This window comes from Bifidobacterium eulemuris, from assembly GCF_014898155.1.
Lineage (GTDB): Bacteria > Actinomycetota > Actinomycetes > Actinomycetales > Bifidobacteriaceae > Bifidobacterium > Bifidobacterium eulemuris.
Map to the genome: position 1 here is coordinate 1774089 of NZ_CP062938.1, position 20333 is coordinate 1794421.

General features: G+C 62.0%; 16 protein-coding genes. 9 read left to right on the forward strand and 7 right to left on the reverse strand.

Going from position 1 to position 20333, the window contains the following annotated elements:
- The first annotated feature begins 209 nt into the window (after nucleotides 1-209).
- From rpmH to BE0216_RS07665, 8 genes are all read left to right on the forward strand, one after another.
- Nucleotides 210-344, forward strand: coding sequence for a 50S ribosomal protein L34 (rpmH, locus tag BE0216_RS07630; protein ID WP_007054596.1), 135 nt, complete (start codon nucleotides 210-212; stop codon nucleotides 342-344).
- A 23-nt stretch (nucleotides 345-367) separates the two neighbouring features.
- Nucleotides 368-718 carry a ribonuclease P protein component gene (gene rnpA, locus BE0216_RS07635; protein ID WP_094637496.1) on the forward strand — a complete coding sequence of 117 codons (351 nt, stop codon included), beginning with the start codon at nucleotides 368-370 and terminating at the stop codon, nucleotides 716-718.
- Nucleotides 719-735: 17 nt separating this feature from the next.
- Nucleotides 736-1017, forward strand: coding sequence for a membrane protein insertion efficiency factor YidD (gene yidD, locus BE0216_RS07640; RefSeq protein WP_404801827.1), 282 nt, complete (start codon nucleotides 736-738; stop codon nucleotides 1015-1017).
- Nucleotides 1018-1028: 11 nt separating this feature from the next.
- Nucleotides 1029-2033, forward strand: coding sequence for a membrane protein insertase YidC (gene yidC / locus BE0216_RS07645; RefSeq protein WP_094637494.1), 1005 nt, complete (start codon nucleotides 1029-1031; stop codon nucleotides 2031-2033).
- Nucleotides 2034-2204: 171 nt separating this feature from the next.
- Complete coding sequence (locus BE0216_RS07650) at nucleotides 2205-2762, forward strand: Jag family protein (RefSeq protein ID WP_094637493.1); 558 nt, start codon at nucleotides 2205-2207, stop codon at nucleotides 2760-2762.
- A 67-nt stretch (nucleotides 2763-2829) separates the two neighbouring features.
- Nucleotides 2830-3495: a 16S rRNA (guanine(527)-N(7))-methyltransferase RsmG gene (gene rsmG, locus BE0216_RS07655; RefSeq protein ID WP_094637492.1), complete on the forward strand. Its 666-nt coding sequence runs from the start codon at nucleotides 2830-2832 to the stop codon at nucleotides 3493-3495.
- Nucleotides 3496-3763: 268 nt separating this feature from the next.
- Nucleotides 3764-4708, forward strand: a complete 945-nt coding sequence (locus tag BE0216_RS07660; protein WP_169714295.1) for a ParA family protein — start codon at nucleotides 3764-3766, stop codon at nucleotides 4706-4708.
- Nucleotides 4705-6093, forward strand: coding sequence for a ParB/RepB/Spo0J family partition protein (locus tag BE0216_RS07665; protein ID WP_094637490.1), 1389 nt, complete (start codon nucleotides 4705-4707; stop codon nucleotides 6091-6093). The genes BE0216_RS07660 and BE0216_RS07665 overlap by 4 nt, the downstream gene beginning before the upstream one ends.
- A 238-nt stretch (nucleotides 6094-6331) precedes the next feature.
- On the opposite strand, the gene BE0216_RS07670 is transcribed toward BE0216_RS07665, so the two are convergent.
- The 3 genes from BE0216_RS07670 to BE0216_RS07680 are packed head-to-tail and all read right to left on the reverse strand — an operon-like array spanning nucleotide 6332 to nucleotide 13181.
- Nucleotides 6332-10234 (reverse strand): murein biosynthesis integral membrane protein MurJ, encoded by a 3903-nt coding sequence (locus BE0216_RS07670; protein ID WP_094637489.1) that lies wholly within the window; start codon nucleotides 10232-10234, stop codon nucleotides 6332-6334.
- Nucleotides 10231-12393: a DUF6049 family protein gene (locus BE0216_RS07675; protein ID WP_404801828.1), complete on the reverse strand. Its 2163-nt coding sequence runs from the start codon at nucleotides 12391-12393 to the stop codon at nucleotides 10231-10233. Before BE0216_RS07675 ends, BE0216_RS07670 begins: the two co-directional genes overlap by 4 nt.
- A gap of 56 nt (nucleotides 12394-12449) precedes the next feature.
- Complete coding sequence (locus BE0216_RS07680) at nucleotides 12450-13181, reverse strand: NUDIX hydrolase (RefSeq protein WP_094637488.1); 732 nt, start codon at nucleotides 13179-13181, stop codon at nucleotides 12450-12452.
- Nucleotides 13182-13266: 85 nt separating this feature from the next.
- On the opposite strand from BE0216_RS07680, the gene BE0216_RS07685 reads away from it, so the two are divergent.
- Nucleotides 13267-14685, forward strand: a complete 1419-nt coding sequence (locus BE0216_RS07685; RefSeq protein ID WP_094637487.1) for a CCA tRNA nucleotidyltransferase — start codon at nucleotides 13267-13269, stop codon at nucleotides 14683-14685.
- 258 nt (nucleotides 14686-14943) lie between these two features.
- Here BE0216_RS07685 and BE0216_RS07690 read toward each other — a convergent pair whose 3' ends face one another.
- Genes BE0216_RS07690 through BE0216_RS07705 form a run of 4 tightly spaced genes read right to left on the reverse strand, consistent with a single transcriptional unit; the run spans nucleotide 14944 to nucleotide 19064 of the window.
- Nucleotides 14944-15564 (reverse strand): LytR C-terminal domain-containing protein, encoded by a 621-nt coding sequence (locus tag BE0216_RS07690; protein WP_094637486.1) that lies wholly within the window; start codon nucleotides 15562-15564, stop codon nucleotides 14944-14946.
- A gap of 40 nt (nucleotides 15565-15604) precedes the next feature.
- Nucleotides 15605-16513, reverse strand: a complete 909-nt coding sequence (locus BE0216_RS07695; RefSeq protein ID WP_094637485.1) for a 4-(cytidine 5'-diphospho)-2-C-methyl-D-erythritol kinase — start codon at nucleotides 16511-16513, stop codon at nucleotides 15605-15607.
- Nucleotides 16510-17436: a 16S rRNA (adenine(1518)-N(6)/adenine(1519)-N(6))-dimethyltransferase RsmA gene (gene rsmA, locus BE0216_RS07700; protein ID WP_094637534.1), complete on the reverse strand. Its 927-nt coding sequence runs from the start codon at nucleotides 17434-17436 to the stop codon at nucleotides 16510-16512. Before rsmA ends, BE0216_RS07695 begins: the two co-directional genes overlap by 4 nt.
- Before the next feature lie 56 nt (nucleotides 17437-17492).
- Entirely contained in the window at nucleotides 17493-19064 is a 1572-nt protein-coding gene (locus BE0216_RS07705; protein ID WP_094637484.1) for an aggregation-promoting factor C-terminal-like domain-containing protein, read from the reverse strand.
- Between the last annotated feature and the right edge of the window lie 1269 nt (nucleotides 19065-20333).

The window sequence follows — 20333 nt, forward strand, 5'->3', positions numbered from 1 at the left end:
ATTCGTGTAATTTGTGGATAACTTTCGAGCCTGTTGGGGCTATTTTCCAACGAAACCACGCCCTATACCCTTTTAGGGGCCCCTGAGGAAATGTGAACGACCCGTCTGGGATTTTGACTTCGGGGCAGGGGTAAGAGTACCTTGGTAGAGCTTGACTCACGTGAGAGCCGCGCGTAAGCGTGGCTGAATGACCTAGGAGACTAAGAACCATGAAGAGGACCTTCCAGCCGAACAACCGTCGTCGTCACATGAAGCACGGCTTCCGCCTGCGCATGCGCACCCGCTCCGGCCGCGCTGTGATCAACCGTCGTCGCGCCAAGGGCCGCAAGTCCCTCTCCGCCTGATCCATTCGGCTCGGCACACGCAAGTGGAGCGGCTGAAAAGCCATCGTGACTTTGTCACCGTACTGAAACGGCGTCGTAAAGTATCCCGGAACGATATCGTCGTGCACTTTGTGGTGCGCGACGATTCCAGTTCGTTGCGGGAGCGTCGTTTGGGACTTGCGGTGTCCAAATCGGTTGGCAATGCGGTCGCCCGCAATGCGGTGAAACGTCGGTTCCGCGTATTGGCCCGCCAATACGAAGATGAGCTGCCTGAACGATGCGATGTGGTGATGAGGGCCAAGCCTTCAGCCGCCACCGCCTCCTTCCAATCGTTGGATGAGCAGGTTCGCTCCTCGTTTGGCGCCATCGCCAGGAAGACGGTGGATGCGCGATGAGTATGGCGGCACGAGGAATGATCCGGGCGGTGCGTTGGTATCAGCGCCACTGGTCGGTCAACCGTGCCGTGCCGTGCTGTCGCTATTACCCCAGCTGCTCCAACTACGCGATCGAAGCCTTGCGGCGTTACGGCGCATGGCGGGGTGGCGTGTTGGCGGTGCTGCGTTTGCTGCGATGCAGGCCGTGGAGCCGAGGCGGCATCGACGATGTTCCCCAACGGTATTCCGTGCTGTACCGGTTCCGTTGGTCGAAAGCCCACGAAGAGCCACGATTGACGCCGTTACCGGTTGACAAGTAGAGGATTCCATCATGAATACAGATCAATTCCTTCTGGATAGCGGCTTTTGGGGCTGGCTGTACAAGATTTTGACGCCGGTCGAGTGGCTGATGACCCAGATCATGGATATCTTCCATAATCTGCTGGTCGCCATCGGTATGAATCCGATCGGCTTCTCGTGGGTGCTGTCGATCATCTTCCTGGTGCTGGTGGTGCATGCGTGCATCTTCCCCATCTATTACAAGCAGATGTTGTCGATGCGCAATATGCAGGCGATCCAGCCGAAGATGCAGCGCATTCAGAACAAGTACAAAGGCAAGACGGACCAGGCCAGTAAAGAGGCCATGAGCCGTGAGATGATGAAGCTGTACCAGGACAACAACGCCAATCCGGCCGGCTCCTGCCTGCCGATGTTGGTGCAGGGCCCTGTGTTCATGTGCATGTTCTACACGCTTTCGGCCATTCCCTACATCGCCGAGGGCAAGCGCGACGCGTTGGGCGCCTTCGATGTCGAGACCGCCCAGCAATTCTCCCAGACCACGGTGTTCGGCGTGAACGTCACCGACACCTTCAACAGCTCCGCCACGCACGGCAAAATCATCATCGGTATCTTCGTGTTCCTGATGTGCGCCTGCATGTGGTTCATGCAGTACAACAACATGAAGCGCAATATGGCGCCGAACGCCGGCAACAAGCAGGCCGAGACCATGCAGAAGATGATGCTGTGGGTGTTCCCGGTGATGTACATCTTCTCCGGCGTTGTCATGCCGTTCGCCGTGTTGGTCTACTGGCTGACCAACAACATCTGCAATTTGCTGCGTTCCATGTGGCAGGTCTACGCTTTCCCGACTCCCGGCTCGCCCGCTGCGGAGGCGAAGAAGATTCGCGACCACAAGCATGAGAACGAGAAGCGCGCCCGTGCCGGAGAGCCCTCCCTTGAAGAGGAGGCGCTGATCAAGGCCAAGGAAGAGGCGGAGCGCAAGCAGGTCCAGGGCTATCAGCGCCAGCAGCCCCAGCGTAAGCGCAAGAAGAAATGACCGTGATATGGCCGCCGAGTTCTTCGGCGGCCATGACTCTATAACTGAACATCGATCGTGATGGTGTTTCACGTGAAACACCAAGTGTTCCATAACCGTCGGCATCGTCGAACCGGAACACGACTAGACTGAAAAGCTATGGACTTGACCGCCGCATAAAGGAGTATTGATATGGCTCAAGACGACGAGAGGACGATGGATCAGCTCAACGATGAAGCTGATATCGCCGCGGATTATCTGGAGGGTTTGCTTGATATCGCCGATTATGAAGGCGACATCGAGATGGGTGTGCGCAACGGTCGTCCGATGGTGCAGATCGTCGCGGATGACGATACCGATATCAAGCATCTGATCGGTAGCAATGGTGAAGTGGTCGACGCTCTGCAGCAGCTCACCCGACTTGCCGTGCAGCAGAAAACCGGTGAGCGTTCGCATCTGATCGTGGATGTCGACGGATTCCTGAAGCGCAAGCGCCAGCGTCTGCGCGATATCGCTTTGGATGCCATCGACGATGTGAAGGAGACCGGTGAGCCGGTCGACCTGAAGCCGATGAACTCCTTTGAGCGCAAGGTCGTACATGATGTGGTGCGTGAGGAGGGATTGAAGTCCCGCTCCCATGGTGAGGAACCGCGTCGTTACGTCACGGTGTATCTCAAGAACTCTGCTGAATCCGCTGAGATGATCGACGAAATCGTTGATGATTCCATTGAGGATGCCATCGACGAGTAAGAGGTTTCACGTGAAACATCGAGGGAGTCAATGACTCCCTCTTTTGCTGAACGTCGGAAGGGGATCTATGACCGATCAGCTTGATGGCTCATCCATACTTGTCGATGTGCTGGGTGACGCATTGCCTGCGATGACGATGTTTCACGTGAAACTCACCAATGAAGGTGAGCCACGAGGATTGATCGGTCCGCGGGATGTCGATATTCTCTGGGAGCGGCATATTCTCAATTCCGCCGCTATCGTGCCGTTCATACGAGAGTCGATCGGTGACCGAGCCAATGCCACTGTGGCTGATATCGGCAGCGGTGGTGGATTTCCCGGTATCGTCGCTGCGTCCTGTCTGCCGGAATGTCGATTCACGTTGGTCGAACCAATGGAACGCCGTGTGGAATGGCTGAAGGAATGTGTGGAGGAATGCGGACTGCGCAATGTGACCGTGGTGCGTGCCCGTTCGGAGGAAGTGATCGCCGATATCCGTAAACACCGCGTTCGACCGTTTGATGTGGTGACCTGTCGCGCCGTGGCACCGATGACGAAACTCTCCGGATGGACGTTGCCATTGCTGAAACCGCATGGCCGACTGGTGGCGTTGAAAGGACGTTCCGCTCAGGCGGAGCTCACCAAGGCGTCACAGGAGATCGCACGATATGGTGGTCAGCGTCCGCGGGTTGTGGAGGCGCCTGTGGGGGATGGGCTGGAACCCACCCACGTGGTGCTGGTGGATAAGCGGTAGCCGAGTTATCCACATTTTGTCGAGTTCAAAAAGTTATCCACAATATTGCACAGCGTTGTCCACGATCTAGAAAACATTGCAATATCAACGATTACAAGAAGGGGTGTTCGGAATTTCCGTGCGTGAATCCACAGTTATCCACAGTTATCCACATTTATGTGGATAACTGTGGATAGTGGTTCGCCATGTCCATACGCATAGGAACACTTGGAACAAGTCCCATGGTCAAGGAGGTACGATGACTGGCTCGCATGATACGTCGCAGCCGATGGAATCAGCGTCGGATACGTTGCAGCGTATCTTTGACAGCGACTCGTCGTCGGTGGGGATGCAGATGGCGGAGGAGTCCTCGCGTTATGACGCATTGAAACATGCCCGGTTCCCGCGTCCGGCCCGTACCCGCCGCATCGCCGTCGCCAATCAGAAAGGCGGTGTCGGCAAAACCACATCCACGGTGAATGTCGCCGCCGCACTTGCCGATAACGGAGCCCATGTGTTGGTGATCGATATGGATCCGCAGGGCAACGCCTCCACCGCATTGGGAATCGACCATACGTCGGGTAAACCGTCGGTATATGAGGTTCTGGAAGGACGACTCCCTATGGCGGAGGTGGTGTCCACATGCCCGCAGCTACCCACTTTGGATGTGGTGCCCGCCTCCATCGACCTCAGTGGCGCGGAATTGGAAGTGGCTGAACTGCCGAATCGCAATACGCTGCTTAAAGAGGCGTTGGATGTCTACCTTGACGATCCCGACATCCATTACGATTATGTGTTCATCGATTGCCCACCCAGTCTGGGACTTCTGGTGATCAACGCGATGTGCGCGGTCACCGAGATGATGATCCCCATTCAGGCGGAATATTATGCCTTGGAAGGATTGGGGCAGCTGATCAACACCATCGGTTTGGTGCAGCAGCATTTCAATCCCGTGCTGTTGGTATCCACCATGCTGATCACGATGTTCGATAAACGAACCTTGCTCAGCCGTGAGGTGTTCGGCGAGGTGAAGGGACATTACCCCAACATCGTGCTCGACGCGACGATACCGCGGACGGTGAAGATATCCGAGGCGCCGAGCTTTTCCCAAAGCGTGGTGACCTACGATCCCAAAGGCATGGGCGCCATCGCCTACGGCGAGGCGGCATTGGAAATTGCACGTCGTTCCCCGAGCGTGTTGGAAGCGATTGATGCGAGGAGGAATAACGCATGACTTCGAAATCCCGACTTGGCAAAGGATTGGGCGCGCTGTTCCCGGCATTGCCCGGAGAAAATCCGGTGGAGGCCACAGCGACGCCTACCGAACAGCCCGTCACGCAACAGCCTGCGCCTATGACGAGTACGACGGCGAAAGTGCGGAACAAAACAGCGGATTCCACCGCGAACAACTCGGCGAAGGAATCAGTCTCCGCCAAATCCGCGCGTTCCAAGCGCGCCTCGATGCCGGCACTCGATGAGATAACCCATCCCAGCGATCTGTTCTTTGGTGGCGCCGATGTCGCGACGGCGTCCGATACGGCCTCCGATGATGGGAAACCCACAGCGTCGACGTCTTCAATCGGCTCGAAAACCTCCAAGCGATCGACAAAAACGACCGCCGATAGCGCGGCGAAAACAACGGAGAAGGATGTTTCACGTGAAACATTGAAGCAGGATACAGCCGATAACGCGGCCGAACCTGAGCTCAATCCCGTTGAGGGGGGCTATCTGGCGGAATTAAGCCTCAACGAGATCGGCCCCAATGCACATCAGCCGCGAACGGTATTCGATGAGGACGATCTGAACGAGCTGGCCGCCTCGATCACCGAAGTCGGTGTGCTCCAGCCCATTGTGGTGCGCCGGCGTCCCGCCGAGCAAATCGCCGCCGCGCAACAGTCCGGCGCTCAGGCCGAATCCGGCAACCATTCCGTCGGCGCGATGGACAGTCCATACGAGCTGATTATGGGCGAGCGTCGTTGGAGGGCTTCGCAGCTGGCGGGTTTGGAGACCATCCCGGCCATTGTGAAAACCACATCCGATGACGATATGCTCCGTGACGCGTTGCTGGAGAATCTGCATCGCGTGGCGCTGAACCCTTTGGAAGAGGCCGCGGCCTATCAGCAGATGATCGAGGAGTTCGGTCTGACGCAGGCGCAGTTGTCGAAATCGGTGTCCAAATCCCGTCCGCAGATCGCCAACACGCTACGTCTGCTGAATCTGCCGGCATTGGTGCAGAAAAAAGTCGCCGCGGGCGTGCTCAGCGCGGGCCACGCACGCGCGTTGCTCGGCCTGACCGACGTCGACGAGATGGATAAGCTGGCAACGCGCATCATCGCCGAAGGACTGTCGGTGCGGAGCACCGAAGAGATCGTGGCGATGAAGGTCGCCGCGGGGGAGCAGCCCAAGAAGGTCAAAACCAGCAAAACCAATCCGTGGGTCGGCTCGGCGATCCAACAGAGCCTGGAGAACCATTTCGACACCAAGGTGGCCATCAAAGGCACCGCCAAGCATGGTCGCATCGAAATTGTGTTCTCCTCTCCGGAGGATATGGACCGCATCCTCTCGCTTCTTGTCCCCGGAAGTGAAGCCACCGTCTCCACCGAATCCCAGTGGGTGTAGTCTTTACGGACCACGCCCGTTCCTGTCGGTTAAACGCGCCTTTTCCGTCATCCTGAGCGAAGCGAACGAAGTCGAAGGATCTCCAATCTCGTCAATCGGAGATCTTTTGACTCCACTGCGTTCCGCTCAGGATGACAGCAAGATATGCTTCGCCTAAGAGATACGGAAAACTCGCCTCATGGAACAACAGGAGAGGGATCTATAGGGAGGCGTTGGAAACACCTCCCCGTATACGGGTTTAGAACACCTCCACGCGCTCGATGTAGAGCTGGTTATTCGGCAGGCTGTCGATCGGCACCCAGAGCAGCAGATCCTGCGTGTTCACCACACGGGTGAAACGCACTTCGGTGGTGCCGCCCTCCGCGAAGGTGAAATCGGCCACCTGTTCGCCTTGGGTGGGATCCGAATCGCTGTTGGCGATGATGTAGCCCCTACCGCCCGAGGAACGGATGGTGATCGTCATACGATAGGTGTCCTGCGGCTGGTCGAGTCGCATATGGAAGGCGTAGCCCTGCTGTCCGGCGGGGTTCGTCAGGAAGTTCTGGCTGACGATGGTGAAGGCCGTATCGTTCTCATGTCGCGGTTCCGGCACGGCGCTCACCTCGCGGTCGGCGGTGATCGGCTCGGTATCGGAGCCGGTGGAGTCATCAGCTCCCTCACCCCCGTCGGTATCCGTATCGGTGTTGGCGCTATCGGAGCCATCACCGTCCGTCTCGCCGTTCGACGTCGAATCGCTCGAATCGCTCGAATCCTGCGTGGTGTCGCTATTGCCGAACGGAACCTTCTCAAGATCCATCTGCGGCCAGTTGGAGGTGCTGTTCGACGTGTCGTCGACGATGCCATCGGTGTTCGAATTCGGCCGCAAGGCGTACACGGCCAGAACGGCTGCGAGGACGGTGATCACCGCGGCCACGATCACCACCACCAATTTGGTGGTGAGACGTCCGAACAGACGCTCGTCGGCAAGTGGCTCGTCATCCGGCGCGTCGTCGTTCTGTTCCGGCTGCTGGGTCGGGGTGAAACTCGGGGGAGCGGGGGTGATCGCCGCTTGGCTTCGGCGCTGTTCCTCCTCCAATTCCAGCTGAGCCGTGGACATCGGCACCATCGGCTTCGGCTGTCCATCCTCGCCGATCACCGGAATGCGGCTGGTGGCTTCGATTTCGGATTGCGGCGTGATCAACGCGGTGTCGTCCAGCGATCCGACGGAGATCGGCACGGTCAATTGCGCGCCGTCCGTGGCGGTGGCGGGCGAGGTCCCCTCATCGAAGGCGGGATACCAGTCGTCGGCGGCGTCGCCACCTCCGAGGGTGAAATCCCATGATCTGAAGTTATGGTTCTGGGCGAAAGCGCCTGGCTTGGCCAGAACGTCGGGCCTGGATTCGGTGCCCCTAGGCATGGTGACAGAATTTGACGAAGTGTCAATTGAGAGATCGGGCATATGCTCCGCGCTGATCATGGAAGCCGGCAGCTCATGGACGGAACCGGGGTCAACGGGCATCAGCGGCACCTGTTGGATGGAGCATCCGCCATCGCTCAGCGGCAGCACGATATCCTGGTCACCCAGCTCGCGCAACGCGGTCCATTCGCCCAGCAGCGCATCCAGCTCGGCGAAGGATTCCATCGCCAATTCGCCCCCGTCGGCATCCCGCACGGCCAGACCACGGCGCACGATCAGACGGAATTCGCCGGGGATGTCATCGGAGAGGTCCCGCGCCATCTCGGCGGTGCACTGGTCGCTGGGCGTGCGCGTCAGCAACGCCAGCAACAGCGCCGCGATCTGGCGGATGGCCGTGGTGCTGGGCACGTCGGCACCCTGCCGGTCGGTTTCGGCGGCCGGTACCAGCGTGACGGAAGGATTCACAATCATCGGTCCCAGCGGAGCGTCGGCCAGCTGAATACCCGAAGAGGTGAGACGAATCGTATCGGTGGTCAGACGCACCGCAGGCACGCCGGCGTCGATCAGCGTGCGCGCGACCTGCAGCACCTCGCCCAGAATGGAACGGATCGCGGCGTTGCCGAGCGGCTGGTGCCCCAGCCTCATATATTCGCTCAGCGAGATGCCTTCGTCCAGTTTGGTGACGATCAGCGAGGTCTCATCGTTCTGGTGCAGCTGCAGCACCTGCACATGCTGGCGTTGCGGCGTCAGAGCCATGGTCGAGGCGATGCTGTTGACGGTCTGCAGCGATGTGCCGTCGGTGATGATGAACAGCTGGCAATCCTGAGCCAGCATACGGTCATTGGCTCGCCAGGCCTGCACACCAGGCTCGTCGCGCAACAGCGACACCAAGGTGTAGCGGCTGATGATGGTATCTCCCAGCTGCGGTTTCATAGTACCCTTCGACTCCGTTACATGATGGTCTGCCGGTTCGTGCGGCATCGCTGGTGTCATTCTATCCATGGGACTGGCCGTTTGGGGCGGAAAATCGCCGGAATGTGACTCGTCAGGGGTAATGTCGCCGTCATCGGCCCCGCGGGTGCCCGACGCGCGCAGGCCCAGCTTGCCCATCACCATATCGACGATGCCCAGCAGCTCCTCGGAACGCGTCAGCCAGAGCACGCCCACATACACCACGGTGATCACGATGGTGAGCAGCACGCACAGGCCCACGGCCTGGAACCAGTTCATGGTGCCGTCGTCCGCGTCGAGACTGATGCCCAGCAGCGATTGCGCGGGGCCGCTGAGCAGACGTCCGGCGGCGATCGCGGCGGCCGCCGCGAGTATCGCCTTGCCATAGGTTGTGGCGATGCGCCTGCCATCCATGGTTCCCTCGAAGCGCTTCCGCAAACGGATCACCAGCAGTGGGAAGGACACCAGATAGGCGATGACCGCGGAAAGGGCGAAGCACCACACCCAGCGGGTGGGATCGACGAAAACCGTGGCGAGCAGGATGATCGTCAGCTGAATGACGGAATACAACGTCTGGAACAGGAATGGCGAGCGTCCGTCCTCAAAGGCGTAGAACGTGCGCTGGATGATGATGAACGCGCCGGTGATGGGCAACGCGAATCCCAGCGTCATCAACGGCGAGGCGATCAGCAGCGCCTCCTTGACGCTGATGGAGGGCAGCAGCACCAGCGTGATCGGCGCCGGCATCACCGCGAAGGCCGTGGTGAAGAACAGCATCAGCACGCCCACGGTGCGCAGCGAATAACTCAGATCGTTGCGTGCCAAATCCAGACGGCGTTCGGCGATGGCTGCCGAGATCTTCGGAAACACGGCCGTGCCCACCGAAACGGCGATCAGCGAATATGGCAGGACGTAGATGGTGAAGGCGTTCTGATAGGTGGCGTTGCCGGCCACGTCGTACAGCGAAATGCCGGTGGCCTCATGGGCCGCGGCCGGCGCGCTGGACATGATACGCGTGTTCACCATCGTGGTGATCTGGTCGACGACCACGATGGCGCAGCTCCACACCGCAACCGGTCCCATCGCACGCAGACCGATGCCATGGACGCCCCAGCTGGGTCGGTACCGGATGCCGACGCGACGCAGGGGGATGAAGAGTATCAGCGCCTGAAAAGCCACGCCCAGCGTCCATACGCCCGCGGTCATCGTCACCTTGTCGGCGGTCCAGAAATCCAGGGGCTGTTCGTTGGCTTTGCCGAACAGCAGGATGAAGGCGGTGAATCCGGCGCAGCTGATCACATTGGCGCCCACCGAACTCCACGCATAGGTGGCGAAATGGTTCTTTGCGGCCAGAATCTGGCCCAGCACCGTATAGAGGCCGTAGAAGAAGATCTGCGGCATGCACCACAGGGTGAAGGCGGTCGTCAGCGCCAGCATATCCTCGCCGCCGCTGACGTACAGTCTGGTCAGCAGCGGGGTGGCGGCGGCCATCAGCAGCGTGATGCCCAACAGCAGGGTGATGGCCAGGGTGATGAGCTTGTTCAGCCGTTCCTCGGCGTCGCGCTCCTTCAAGGTGCGCACGATCTGCGGCACCAGCACGGCGTTGAAGATGCCGCCGGAGATCAGCGTGAACACCGCTTGGGGGATCATGGTGCCGGCCTGGTAGGCGTTGGCGGCGAGGCCGGTGGTGCCCATGGCCGCCGCCAGCAGAATCGTGCGGATCTGCCCGGTCACGCGCGAGGCCGCGGTGCCGCTGGCCATGATCAGCGAATTACGTCCGACGGAAGAACTCATGCGTTCGCATCCTTCTTGCGATGAAATTGGCGCCACAGTCCGAGCGCGCCCAGCAGCACGGCGAAACCGATGATCACGAATCCGCTCATGTCGCTGATGCGCAGCACGCTGGTGATGGGCGTGTTCTGGGTGGCACCGAAGGCGTTGCCATCGCGGTCCTGCAAGGCGATGGTCGCGGTGGCGGATCCGGAGGTGGAGACGCGGATGGTGAAGGTGACCTGCTCCTCGCCCTTCGCAGGCACGGTGACGTCCGCGATGCGTGAGGTGACGATCTGCATGGAATCGGTCAGGGACGAGACGCGCACGCGCACGGCGTACGGCAGCGTGTTGCTGACGGTCACCGGCATCTGCGCGGATTCGCTCACCACGGTCACCGATTCGGAGGGTGTGATGGTCACCGAATCGTACAGTGTGTTCGACAGCAGCTGCAGCCCTTCGGTCATCTGCGTGCGCGCGGCGCTGCCGTCCGCGGCGCCCAGCGCGTGCAGGGCCATGATGTCATGCGCGCTTAACAGCATGGCGATCCATTCGTCGGCGCTGGTCGACTCCCTGGACCGCGAGCCTGAATCGTTGCCGTCGGTGGTGTCGGCGTCGTCCAGAATGGCCGTGCGCAGGCGGGTGATGTCGCTGCGCGTCGCCCCCAGCGTGGCCAGTGTGCCGGCCAGCGCGTCCGTGGCGCTTTGATCGCTATTGCCGACCTGATCCATATCCAACTCGTCATACGCTTCGGCGGCCGCCATCGTGCTCAGATCGGTGAGGGACAGCCATGAGGCCTGCTCCACGGCGCTCATCAGCTGGTTGATCCATTCGGCGTCGGCGTCGGCGTCCAAGGTGACCAGCAGGTTGCGCGACGTGTAGGGCTGCTCCATCTGGTAGAACGCGCTTTGCGCCATGAACCGCGCGAGCAGGCCGGCGTCGGTGGTCTCGGCCGTGGTCGTCTCGCTGAGGGCCTGTCCCTTGGCCAGTTTGCCCAGTTCGCGCTGTTCGCTGAGCACGGTCACGTCGCCGGCGTTGGTGTGCACCGTATAGGTGCCGGTGTGCACGGTGTCGGTTTCGTCCTGGTCGAAGGAGGCCGTGGCGATCACCGTGTCGTATCCCTGCTGCGCCGCCTGGTTGAGCGCCTGCGCGCTCCAGTCGCGTTCGCCTTGCCAGGCGTAGGTGGCGGCCGAGGCGTTCTCATCGCCCAAAGCCGTTCGGTAGAGGGCCTGCGCCGCCTGCGCGTTCCACTGATCGGTGGAGACGCCCGCCTGCGTGTAGGCGTCGGCGTCGTCGTAGGCGGCGTAGTCGGTGATGTCGAATGTGCCGGGTTGGGTGATGCCCGCGACCTGCGGCGGCATCTGCACCGCGTTGAGATACGACGGGTCGGCGACGATCTGCAGCATCGGATGATTGGCGAAGGCCTGTTCGCGGGCTTTGACGGCTTTGCTGTCTTCGGTGCCGAGCGTCACGACGGCCTGCGCGGCCTTGTCACGCGCGGCGGACGCCGTCTCCTCGTCATCCGCGCCGTCGATATCGCCGGAGATGAGATCGTCGATCGCTTCGTCGTCGGTCTGCCATTGGTCGCTGGTCAGCGGCATGGCCACGGTCAGTCCCATGGCGGGCGTCTGCTGCATGGACAGTCCGTCCGACGAACGCGTCAGAAAGGTGTGGAGGAACTCGGTCGACTCCTGCGTCTGATAGGTGATGCGCAAGGGCTTGGGTCCCCAGGTGGCGATGGAGCTGAGCGCGGTCTGCGCGCTGTCCACGTCGAGACTCACCGTGGCGGACTCTCCGATCGCGAGGGTCGGGACCTGAACCGTGCCCAACTCGTTGGGGGTGGGGATGTTCGCCTGTCCGTCCGCCCAATCCTGAATATCCGTGCGCGAAACGAAGGTGTACGCCGCGTTGGTGGAGACGGTGAGCGTGCCCGCCGGCAGGTCCTGTTCCGTACGGTTGGTGACGGTGGCGACGAGATGGTAGCCGGATGTCGAGCTGACCACGGCGGTGGACTGGTCGATGGTGATGGTGCTGGCATCGGCGACATCGGTTTGCGTGGTCTGCGTGGTCTGCGTGGATTCCGCCTGCGAGGTTTCGCCTTCATCGCCGTATGCGGGCGGGGCGCCGAGCATGCCGATGGACAGCATGGCGGCGCAGACGAACGCGCATGCGGCGGCACCCAGCCGGTGGAATCGTGACGCGTTGCGGTTTCGTCCGTGCGTGGGGAAAGCTGGTAGGGTCACTCGTCAGCCTGCCTGTTCATTTTGCGTGCGTACAGCCACGCGATGCGGCGCTCGTTGGGGTAGCTCAGCACGTCGTCCAGATCCTTGAAATCCACCCAGATCGCATCCTCGGCCTCATGGTCCGGATCGCCTTCGACGGTGAGTTCGCCGCCGATGCGTTTGAGCGCGAAATGGTGCACGAGTTTGTGCACGCGTTGCGTGGTGCCGGTGAACCAGTAGTCGATGGTGGCGATGGAGTCGATCACCTCGCCGAGGATCCCCGTCTCCTCATGCACTTCGCGCACGGCGGTCTGCTGGGGCGTCTCGCCCTTTTCGATATGACCTTTCGGCAGGCACCATTCGAGATGCCCGCTGCGCGAATGCCTGGCGATGATCGCCACGCGGCCCTGATCGTCGAACACCAGCCCGCCGGCGGAGTATTCGCGGACCACCGGCAGTTCCTGCGCATCCAACGAGGCGAAGGTGGTGGGGCCGTCCGACGATCGGCGGCGCGGCATCATCTTCGGTGTGGGACCGGATGGCGTGGGCGTCGAGCTGGAGGCCTGCGTCTCGTCTTGCGCGGCTTGCGTCGCGTCCGGAGTGTCGCCGGACCCACGCACGGTGATGGAGGCGGCGAACGTCGTCCCATCCGCGGATTGCGAGGTGTACAGCAGGCGATCTTGGGTATAGTTGTCCGCGGCATCGGCGGCATGTGCGAGCATGCGGGCGAGGTCGGCGGGCGTAATCATGCTACCCACCTTACTCAACTGTGTGTGCAGGTGGGGTAACGGTATGCTGGTAGGGCAGAAAAAAGACAGCCAGGAAGGGTGCCAATTGGATTTCGAAGTATGGCCCGAAGCCATCGAACTTGGTCGACTGTTCGCTGAACAGGGGTATGAGCTGGCGTTGGTCGGCGGGCCGGTGCGTGATGTGCTGCTGCGCCGCCCCAGCCATGATCTGGATTTCTGCACCTCGGCCAAACCCGAGGAATTCGAACCGATCCTGCGCCGTTGGGGCCATGACGGCTTTTGGGATATGGGCCGCAAATTCGGCACGCTGGGCGCCATGCGCCGACGCGCCGACGGCACCGAAGTGCAGGTGGAGGTCACCACCTACCGATCCGACACCTACGATCCCGACTCGCGCAAACCCGAGGTCAATTACGGCGACACGCTCGAAGGCGACCTGTCGCGTCGCGACTTCACCGTCAACGCGATGGCGCTGCGCGTGCCCGACTTGGAATTCGTCGATCCCTTTGGAGGCGCCGGCGATCTGGCCAAGGGCGTGTTGCGCACGCCGGTCGATCCCGAACAGTCCTTCGCCGACGATCCGCTGCGCATGATGCGCGCCGTGCGGTTCGTAGCCCAGCTGGGCTTCACCATCGCCCCCGAAACCGCCGAGGCGATCTGCCGCATGAACGAGCGCATCGCGATCGTCTCCGCCGAACGCGTGCGCGACGAACTGGTCAAACTGCTGCTGTCCGACCGCCCGCGCGCCGGTCTTGAGGCGCTGGTGGAATCCGGCCTGGCCGACCTGGTGTTCCCGGAGATTCCCGCCCTGCAGTTGGAGATCGACGAGAAGCACCGCCATAAGGACGTTTTCGAGCATACGATGATCGTGCTGGAGCGGGCCATCGCGCTCGAAACCGACGCGGACGGTCCGGTGCCCGGGCCCGATCTGACGCTCCGCTTGGCCGCGATCATGCATGATATCGGCAAGCCGCGCACCCGACGTTTCGAACCCGGCGGCAAGGTGAGTTTCCACCACCACGACGCGGTGGGCGCCAAAATGACCCGCAAACGGCTTAAGGCCCTGCGTTTCGACCACCATATGGTCGAGGATGTGAGCGAGCTGGTGAATTTGCATCTGCGATTCCACGGCTATGTGGACGAGCCGTGGAGCGATTCGGCCGTGCGCCGCTACGTCAAGGACGCGGGGCATCTCTACGAGCGTCTGAACCGTCTGACGCGCGCCGACGCGACCACGCAGAACCGTCGCAAGGCGGCGGTGTTCGCGCATGCGATGGACGAGATGGAGGAGCGCGTGCGCGTGCTCAAGGAGCAGGAGGATTTCGACGCGATCCGCCCCGATGTGGATGGCAACGAGATCATGGAGCTGCTCGGATTGGAGCCCGGCCCCATGGTCGGCCGCGCCTACAAGCATATGCTTGAATACCGCTTGGATAACGGCCCGGTCGAGCATGACGTCGCCGTCGCCGAACTCAAATCCTGGTACGCCTCGGTCCAGTCATAGACACCCTATATGCCTCTCCCGGCGCGGTCCTCTTGAATGTCATCCTGAGCGAAGCCGGAGTCGGCCCTTTTTATGTCATCCTGAGCGAAGCCGAGTCGGTCCTTTTTATGTCGTCCTGAGCGAAGGCGAAGCCAGAGTCGAAGGATCTCCTCAACCTTCGGCGTTACGGATTACGGGATCCTTCGACTCCGGCCCAACGGCCTTCGTTCAGGATGACGTGCCTATCGGCCGGTTGTCGCTCAGGGTGGCGAAATCCGTTCAGACGGCGGTGTGCTCGGTGTCTTCGGGCAGATCCGTCATGGAGTCGGCGGCCACGCAGCCTTCGATGCTGGTGATCTCAGCGCCGGCCTGCGGCACTTCGTCCGTATCCCTCAAATCGTTGAAGGTGGCGCCGATCACCACGTCGATGAGCTTGTCCTCGCGGGCGGTCATCACCATGGTCGCATCGGTGAAGTTGGCGGCCAGCGTATACGCTTCGTTGATGGCGTTTTTGCCGAAATACAGAACGGTGCGCGTCACGTTGCTGCTGGAATAGGTGTCCACCACCTGGATGGTGAAGTTGCGGTTCGCCAACGCGTTGCCGACCGCGCTGCCCAGACCCATATGGTCGGTGCCGTTGCGCACGCGCACGGTCACCTGGCCGTTGGCCACATAGGTGGCCTTGGTGCCGTCCTCGCCGTCGACGGCGCAGGGCGCGGTGTTGCCGTAATTCGGTTGGACCACGGGCGATTCCTTCAGTCCGAGTCCGAACACATGGAAGAAGAACAGCAGCGCGATCACCAGAGCCACGGCCAATGCCGCGCCGCTGACCGTGAATACGAGTCGTTGGCGCTGCCGCACATACTCCTTGCGCGCCTGACGTTCATCATGCTGCGTCATATTCGTTCCTTTGCATCCCGCTTTGCTTGTAACCTTAGCGTCACTGGGTGACGCTGATCGATGGGGCGGCCGGCGCGGTGGCGACGATGATGCGGTCGACCAGCCGTTCGTTCCTCCACACGTCGGTGATGGCCCGCACGGTCCGATTGTCGGGCGCGAAAGCGACCACAGACGGCCCCGAACCGGAGAGGAAGGCATGCGAGGCGCCGGCGCCCGCGGCCGCGTCGATGGCCTGTCCGCTGCGCGGATGCAGGCTGATGGCCGCGCGCTGCAGATGGTTGCTCAACGTGCCGTCCGTTCCCAGATGGTCGAAGGCGGCGTACACCTCCGGCGTGCTCAACTGCGCCTGATAGGCGCCGACCAACACGTGGCCGCGGAATCCTTGGGCGGCCAGTTCACGCGCCTGCTCGCCGTCGGGTGCGAAGATTTCCAGCCGCTCGCCGAATCCGGTTCCACGCGCATAGCCTCCAAAGAGGCAGAACGGCATATCCGCGCCCAAGGTGGCGGCTATCTCGCTGAGTCGTTCCAGCGGCCAATCCAACTCCCACAGACGGTTCACGGCAAGCAGGGTGGCGGCCGCATCGGCCGAACCGCCGCCCAATCCCGCGCCCACTGGAATACGCTTGGTGATGGTCAGCCCCACATCGGGATCTCGCCCCGCGGCCTCGGCGATGGCGAACAACGCCAGTACGGCGTGGTTGCGGCGCATGTCGCTGCCCGACGAGGCCAGGTCGCCCAGATGCGCGCCTTCGATGGACAGCGAGAAGCCAGTGCCGGGCGCTTTCGCGGTGGCGGTGACGGTATCGCACACGCTGATGGCGCAATAGATGGTGTCGAGTTCGTGCCGCCCACCCCATTCCGCCCGGGGCGCTCCCACATGCAGGGTGAGATTGGTTTTCGCCGGGCAGTCCACACGCACCGTGCGGCCGATGATATCAGTGTCGATCATCGCTCCGCCTCCTGCGCCGCGGCCGCCAGCGCGGCGAATTCGGTGACGGTGAGCGTCTCGCCCCGGCGGGTCGGATCGATGCCGGCGGACTCGAAGGCCTCGCCTGGCACCTCATGCTTCAGCGCGGCATGCAGGGTTTTGCGCCGCTGTCCGAAGGCCGCGTCGATCAGGTGGAACACACGGGCGCGCATCTCCTCGTCGCCGTCCAATCCCAGCTCGGCCGCCTCGGCCGGCGTGTATCGCGTGAAGCGCACCAGTGCGGAATCCACATTCGGCGCGGGCCAGAACACGTTGCGGCCGATGACGCCCGCGCGTTCCGCCCGCCCGTACCAGGCGAGCTTGACGCTGGGAGTGCCGTAGATCTTATTGCCGGGCGCGGCGGCCAGACGGTCGGCCACCTCCTTCTGCACCATCACCAGAAAGGAATCGAGGTTGGCGAAGCGTTCCAGCAGGGTGAGCACAATCGGCGTGGCCACGTTGTACGGCAGATTCGCCACCAGCGTGAATGACCTCTCGCCGGCGAAGTCGGGCAGATTCTCCGGCGTGACGGCCAGCGCGTCTCGGTTGACCACGGTGAGCCGCCCGGCCGCCTGGGGCATGAATTCGGCGATGGTGCCGGGCAGACGCTCGGCGACCGGCGGGTCGATCTCCACGGCGGTCATCGTCGCGCCGGTTTCCAGAATCGCCAGGGTCAGCGAGCCCAATCCGGGGCCGACCTCCATCACGAGGTCGTCGGCCGTGACGCCGGCCTCGCGCACGATGCGGCGCACCGTGCCGGGGTCGATCACGAAGTTCTGTCCGAACTTCTTGGTGGGGCTGATGCCCGCGTCCGCGGCGATGCGGCGGATGTCGGCCGCGCCGAGCAGACGGCCGGCCTCCTGCGGGCCGGCGGCCGCGGCGTCATCGTGGTGAAGATCGTTCATGCTCATGCCTTGCGTTCCTTTGGGCGACGTGCTGTTTCGTTGCTGCGGGCGGTCGGCTAGTACCAGCCGACCTCTTCGGAATGGGCCCATGCCTGCGATGGGCTGCCGTAGCGTTGGGCGATATACGCCAGTCCCCAGTCGATTTGCACGGCGGCGTCGTCACGCCAGTTCGCGCCGAACGTGGCCATTTTGTCGCCGGGAAGGGATTGCGGGATGCCGTAGGCGCCGGAATAGGGGTTTTCGGCGTACCACAGCCAGCTGGATTCGCGCATCCACAGGTTGTACAGGCAGGTCCACTCGTTGCCGGTCCAGCCGCGCTGCGCCGCCGCGCCCGCCGCATAGGTCTGCGCCTGCGCCGGGGTCGGATGCCACAGACGCCCCTGCGACGCGTCGCCGCTTGTGGAGCCGCTGGACGACGAACCCCCGGATGACGAACCGCTGGAGGAGTCTCCGGACGAGGAACCACTGGACGAGGAACCGCCGGACGACGATCCGCCGGACGACGATCCGCCGGACGACGATCCGCCGGACGACGATCCGCCGGACGAGGAACCGCCGGACGACGATCCGCCCGTATTCCCGCCGGAGGATGTGCCTCCGGATGAGGAGCCGCCTGTGGTTCCGGAGTCCGAGTCGCTTCCACCGGTTTCGGAACCGCCGTTTCCGCCAGAGGCGTCGCCGCTTCCTGAGTCGCTGTCCCCGGCGTCGGACTCGTCCTGTGTGGTGTTCGAACCGGAGTCGGTCTGTCCGTTGCCGGTGTCGGTCGGATCGCTGGTGGTTTGCGGGCCGACGGCGATGATCTGGTCGACGGCCATACGCGTGACGGTTTCCGACTTCAAGGTTTCCGATTCGGCCACACCGTCCACATAAGTCACGTCGTAGACCTGCTGTTTCTCGCCGTTTTCGCCTTGCTGGCGGATTTCGCTCTGCCCGGAGGCGAGGTTGGAGTCGATGATGGTCTGCGTGTCGAAGGGGATCTCCACCGTGCGCGTCTCCTCGCCGTGGGTGACGCGCTGCACGCGCAGAATCGTCTCGCCATCGTTCCTCTCGACGCTGACGCGATCCTCCTTGTTCAGCGTGATGCCTTTGGAATCCAGGATCGAGATGGCGGGCAGCTTGCCGTTGGGCGCCACGGAGCTCGTGCCGTCCGCGATGACGGTGACGGGGCCGGATTCGTTGATCACCAGGCCGCCGGTGAGCTGGTTGTAGACGTTGTCGATATTCACCGTCACCTTGGCGGCGTTGGCGTTGTTCTCCTCGAAGAAGCCGAGCAGCTGGTCGGCGCTGGTGGCCACGGTCCAGAACGGCACTTCGGTGCCGTCGATGGTGATGGTGGTCTGGTAGGCGCTGCGCACGGTGACGACGGCGTGGTTGGCGAGCGTCTCGCCGGATGAGGTCTCCACCAGATCATGGGTTTTCACGTCGATGCCCTGCTCCTCGAGCAGTCGGGCGGTGGTGGTCGCATAGGTGATGACCGTGGTCGTCTCGCCGTTGACGTTCAGCGCCACCGCTTTGCGCGCGGTGATGCCGAATACGGTTCCCGACGACAACACCACGGCGGCCACGCATGCCATCACGCGCGCCCGTCGCAGTCGCACAAACCGTTGCGGGGTCCATCGCCGTGCCATAGTCCTCTTTCCATTCGCGAGCGGTACGGCTTACATCGTAATGGCCGGGGCTGTCCGACGCCGGATAATCGCGCCAGCGTCCCCAATGTGCCCACAACCCATGAGTCTTCGCCATATCCGCGCTTTCGCCGCCAACACACCGAACGCCAGCGGAGCGTGGCGTGGCGCGTCGCCAAAGCCGTCACGGACGAACCGGTCGAGGCGCTATAACAAGTGCGCGTGGGAACGAACAGACCTCACCTTAGACGATCTGTTCGAAACCGGCGCTCTACAAGCGCGCGTGGGAGCGAACCGCAACAAGACACAGAAGAACTGCGCCAAAGGCGCTCTACGGGCGTGCGTGGGAGAGGAGTCCGGCATCTCCAACCGGTACGGTGCCGGCACAGGTTGGAAAGAATTCCACACCCGTGTCTCTTATCCCGGTGCCACCGAATACTGAGAGCCACCAGACGCGCAATTTGGCCCATAACCCCGGAAGACCCTGGAGCCTGAGGAGCGGACCGTGATCTTTCTCGAGCGGATCCGCGGCCATCTGGCCGTCGTCCCCCGAGAAGCCGGATGCGACGTTGTGGGGCCGAGGGTGAGGCTGGTCGGATTGAGTCCAACTGCGTTAGCGGTAGTGGATTTGGGCCTTTGCGAAACTCGATCTGCGTTAGCGGTAGTGGCCTTATGTCCTACCGCCGAGTATGCGTGGCGGAATACCAACGACGATGGCGGCTATGACGTCGATGCGGCACTACCGCTAACGCAGATCGACATCCGCAACCCATCAAATCCACTACCGCTAACGCAGATACCCCGTATCGAACACGTCAATGGCCTGCGGCACCGGCATAGACCGGAACGAATCCCACAGCCCGCACCCCACAGCCCATACCCCGCACCCCGTACCCGATACCCTGACACCACCGAACAACAGGAACAGCCAGACACACAATTTGGTCCATACCCGCCAATCCATCCACGCTGAAGAATGCGCCAGACGTGGACGAACTGTCAGTAACCATCATTCCGTCCACGGTGAGGGAAGCGTCACAGTGAACGAATGGCCAGCAACTGCCGCTCCGTCCACGGTGAACGCGCTCGGCGTGGATGAACCGTCAGCAGCTATCAATCCATCCACACTTAAGAATGTGTCACCGTGGATGAATGGTCGGTGACTGTCATTCCGTCCACACTGATCGCGCCTGGTATGGACGAACGGTTAGGCGCACATTTGCCGTTAACCCATAGAAAAAGAGTATGAAGGGCGAAGAAAAAGGGGGCGGG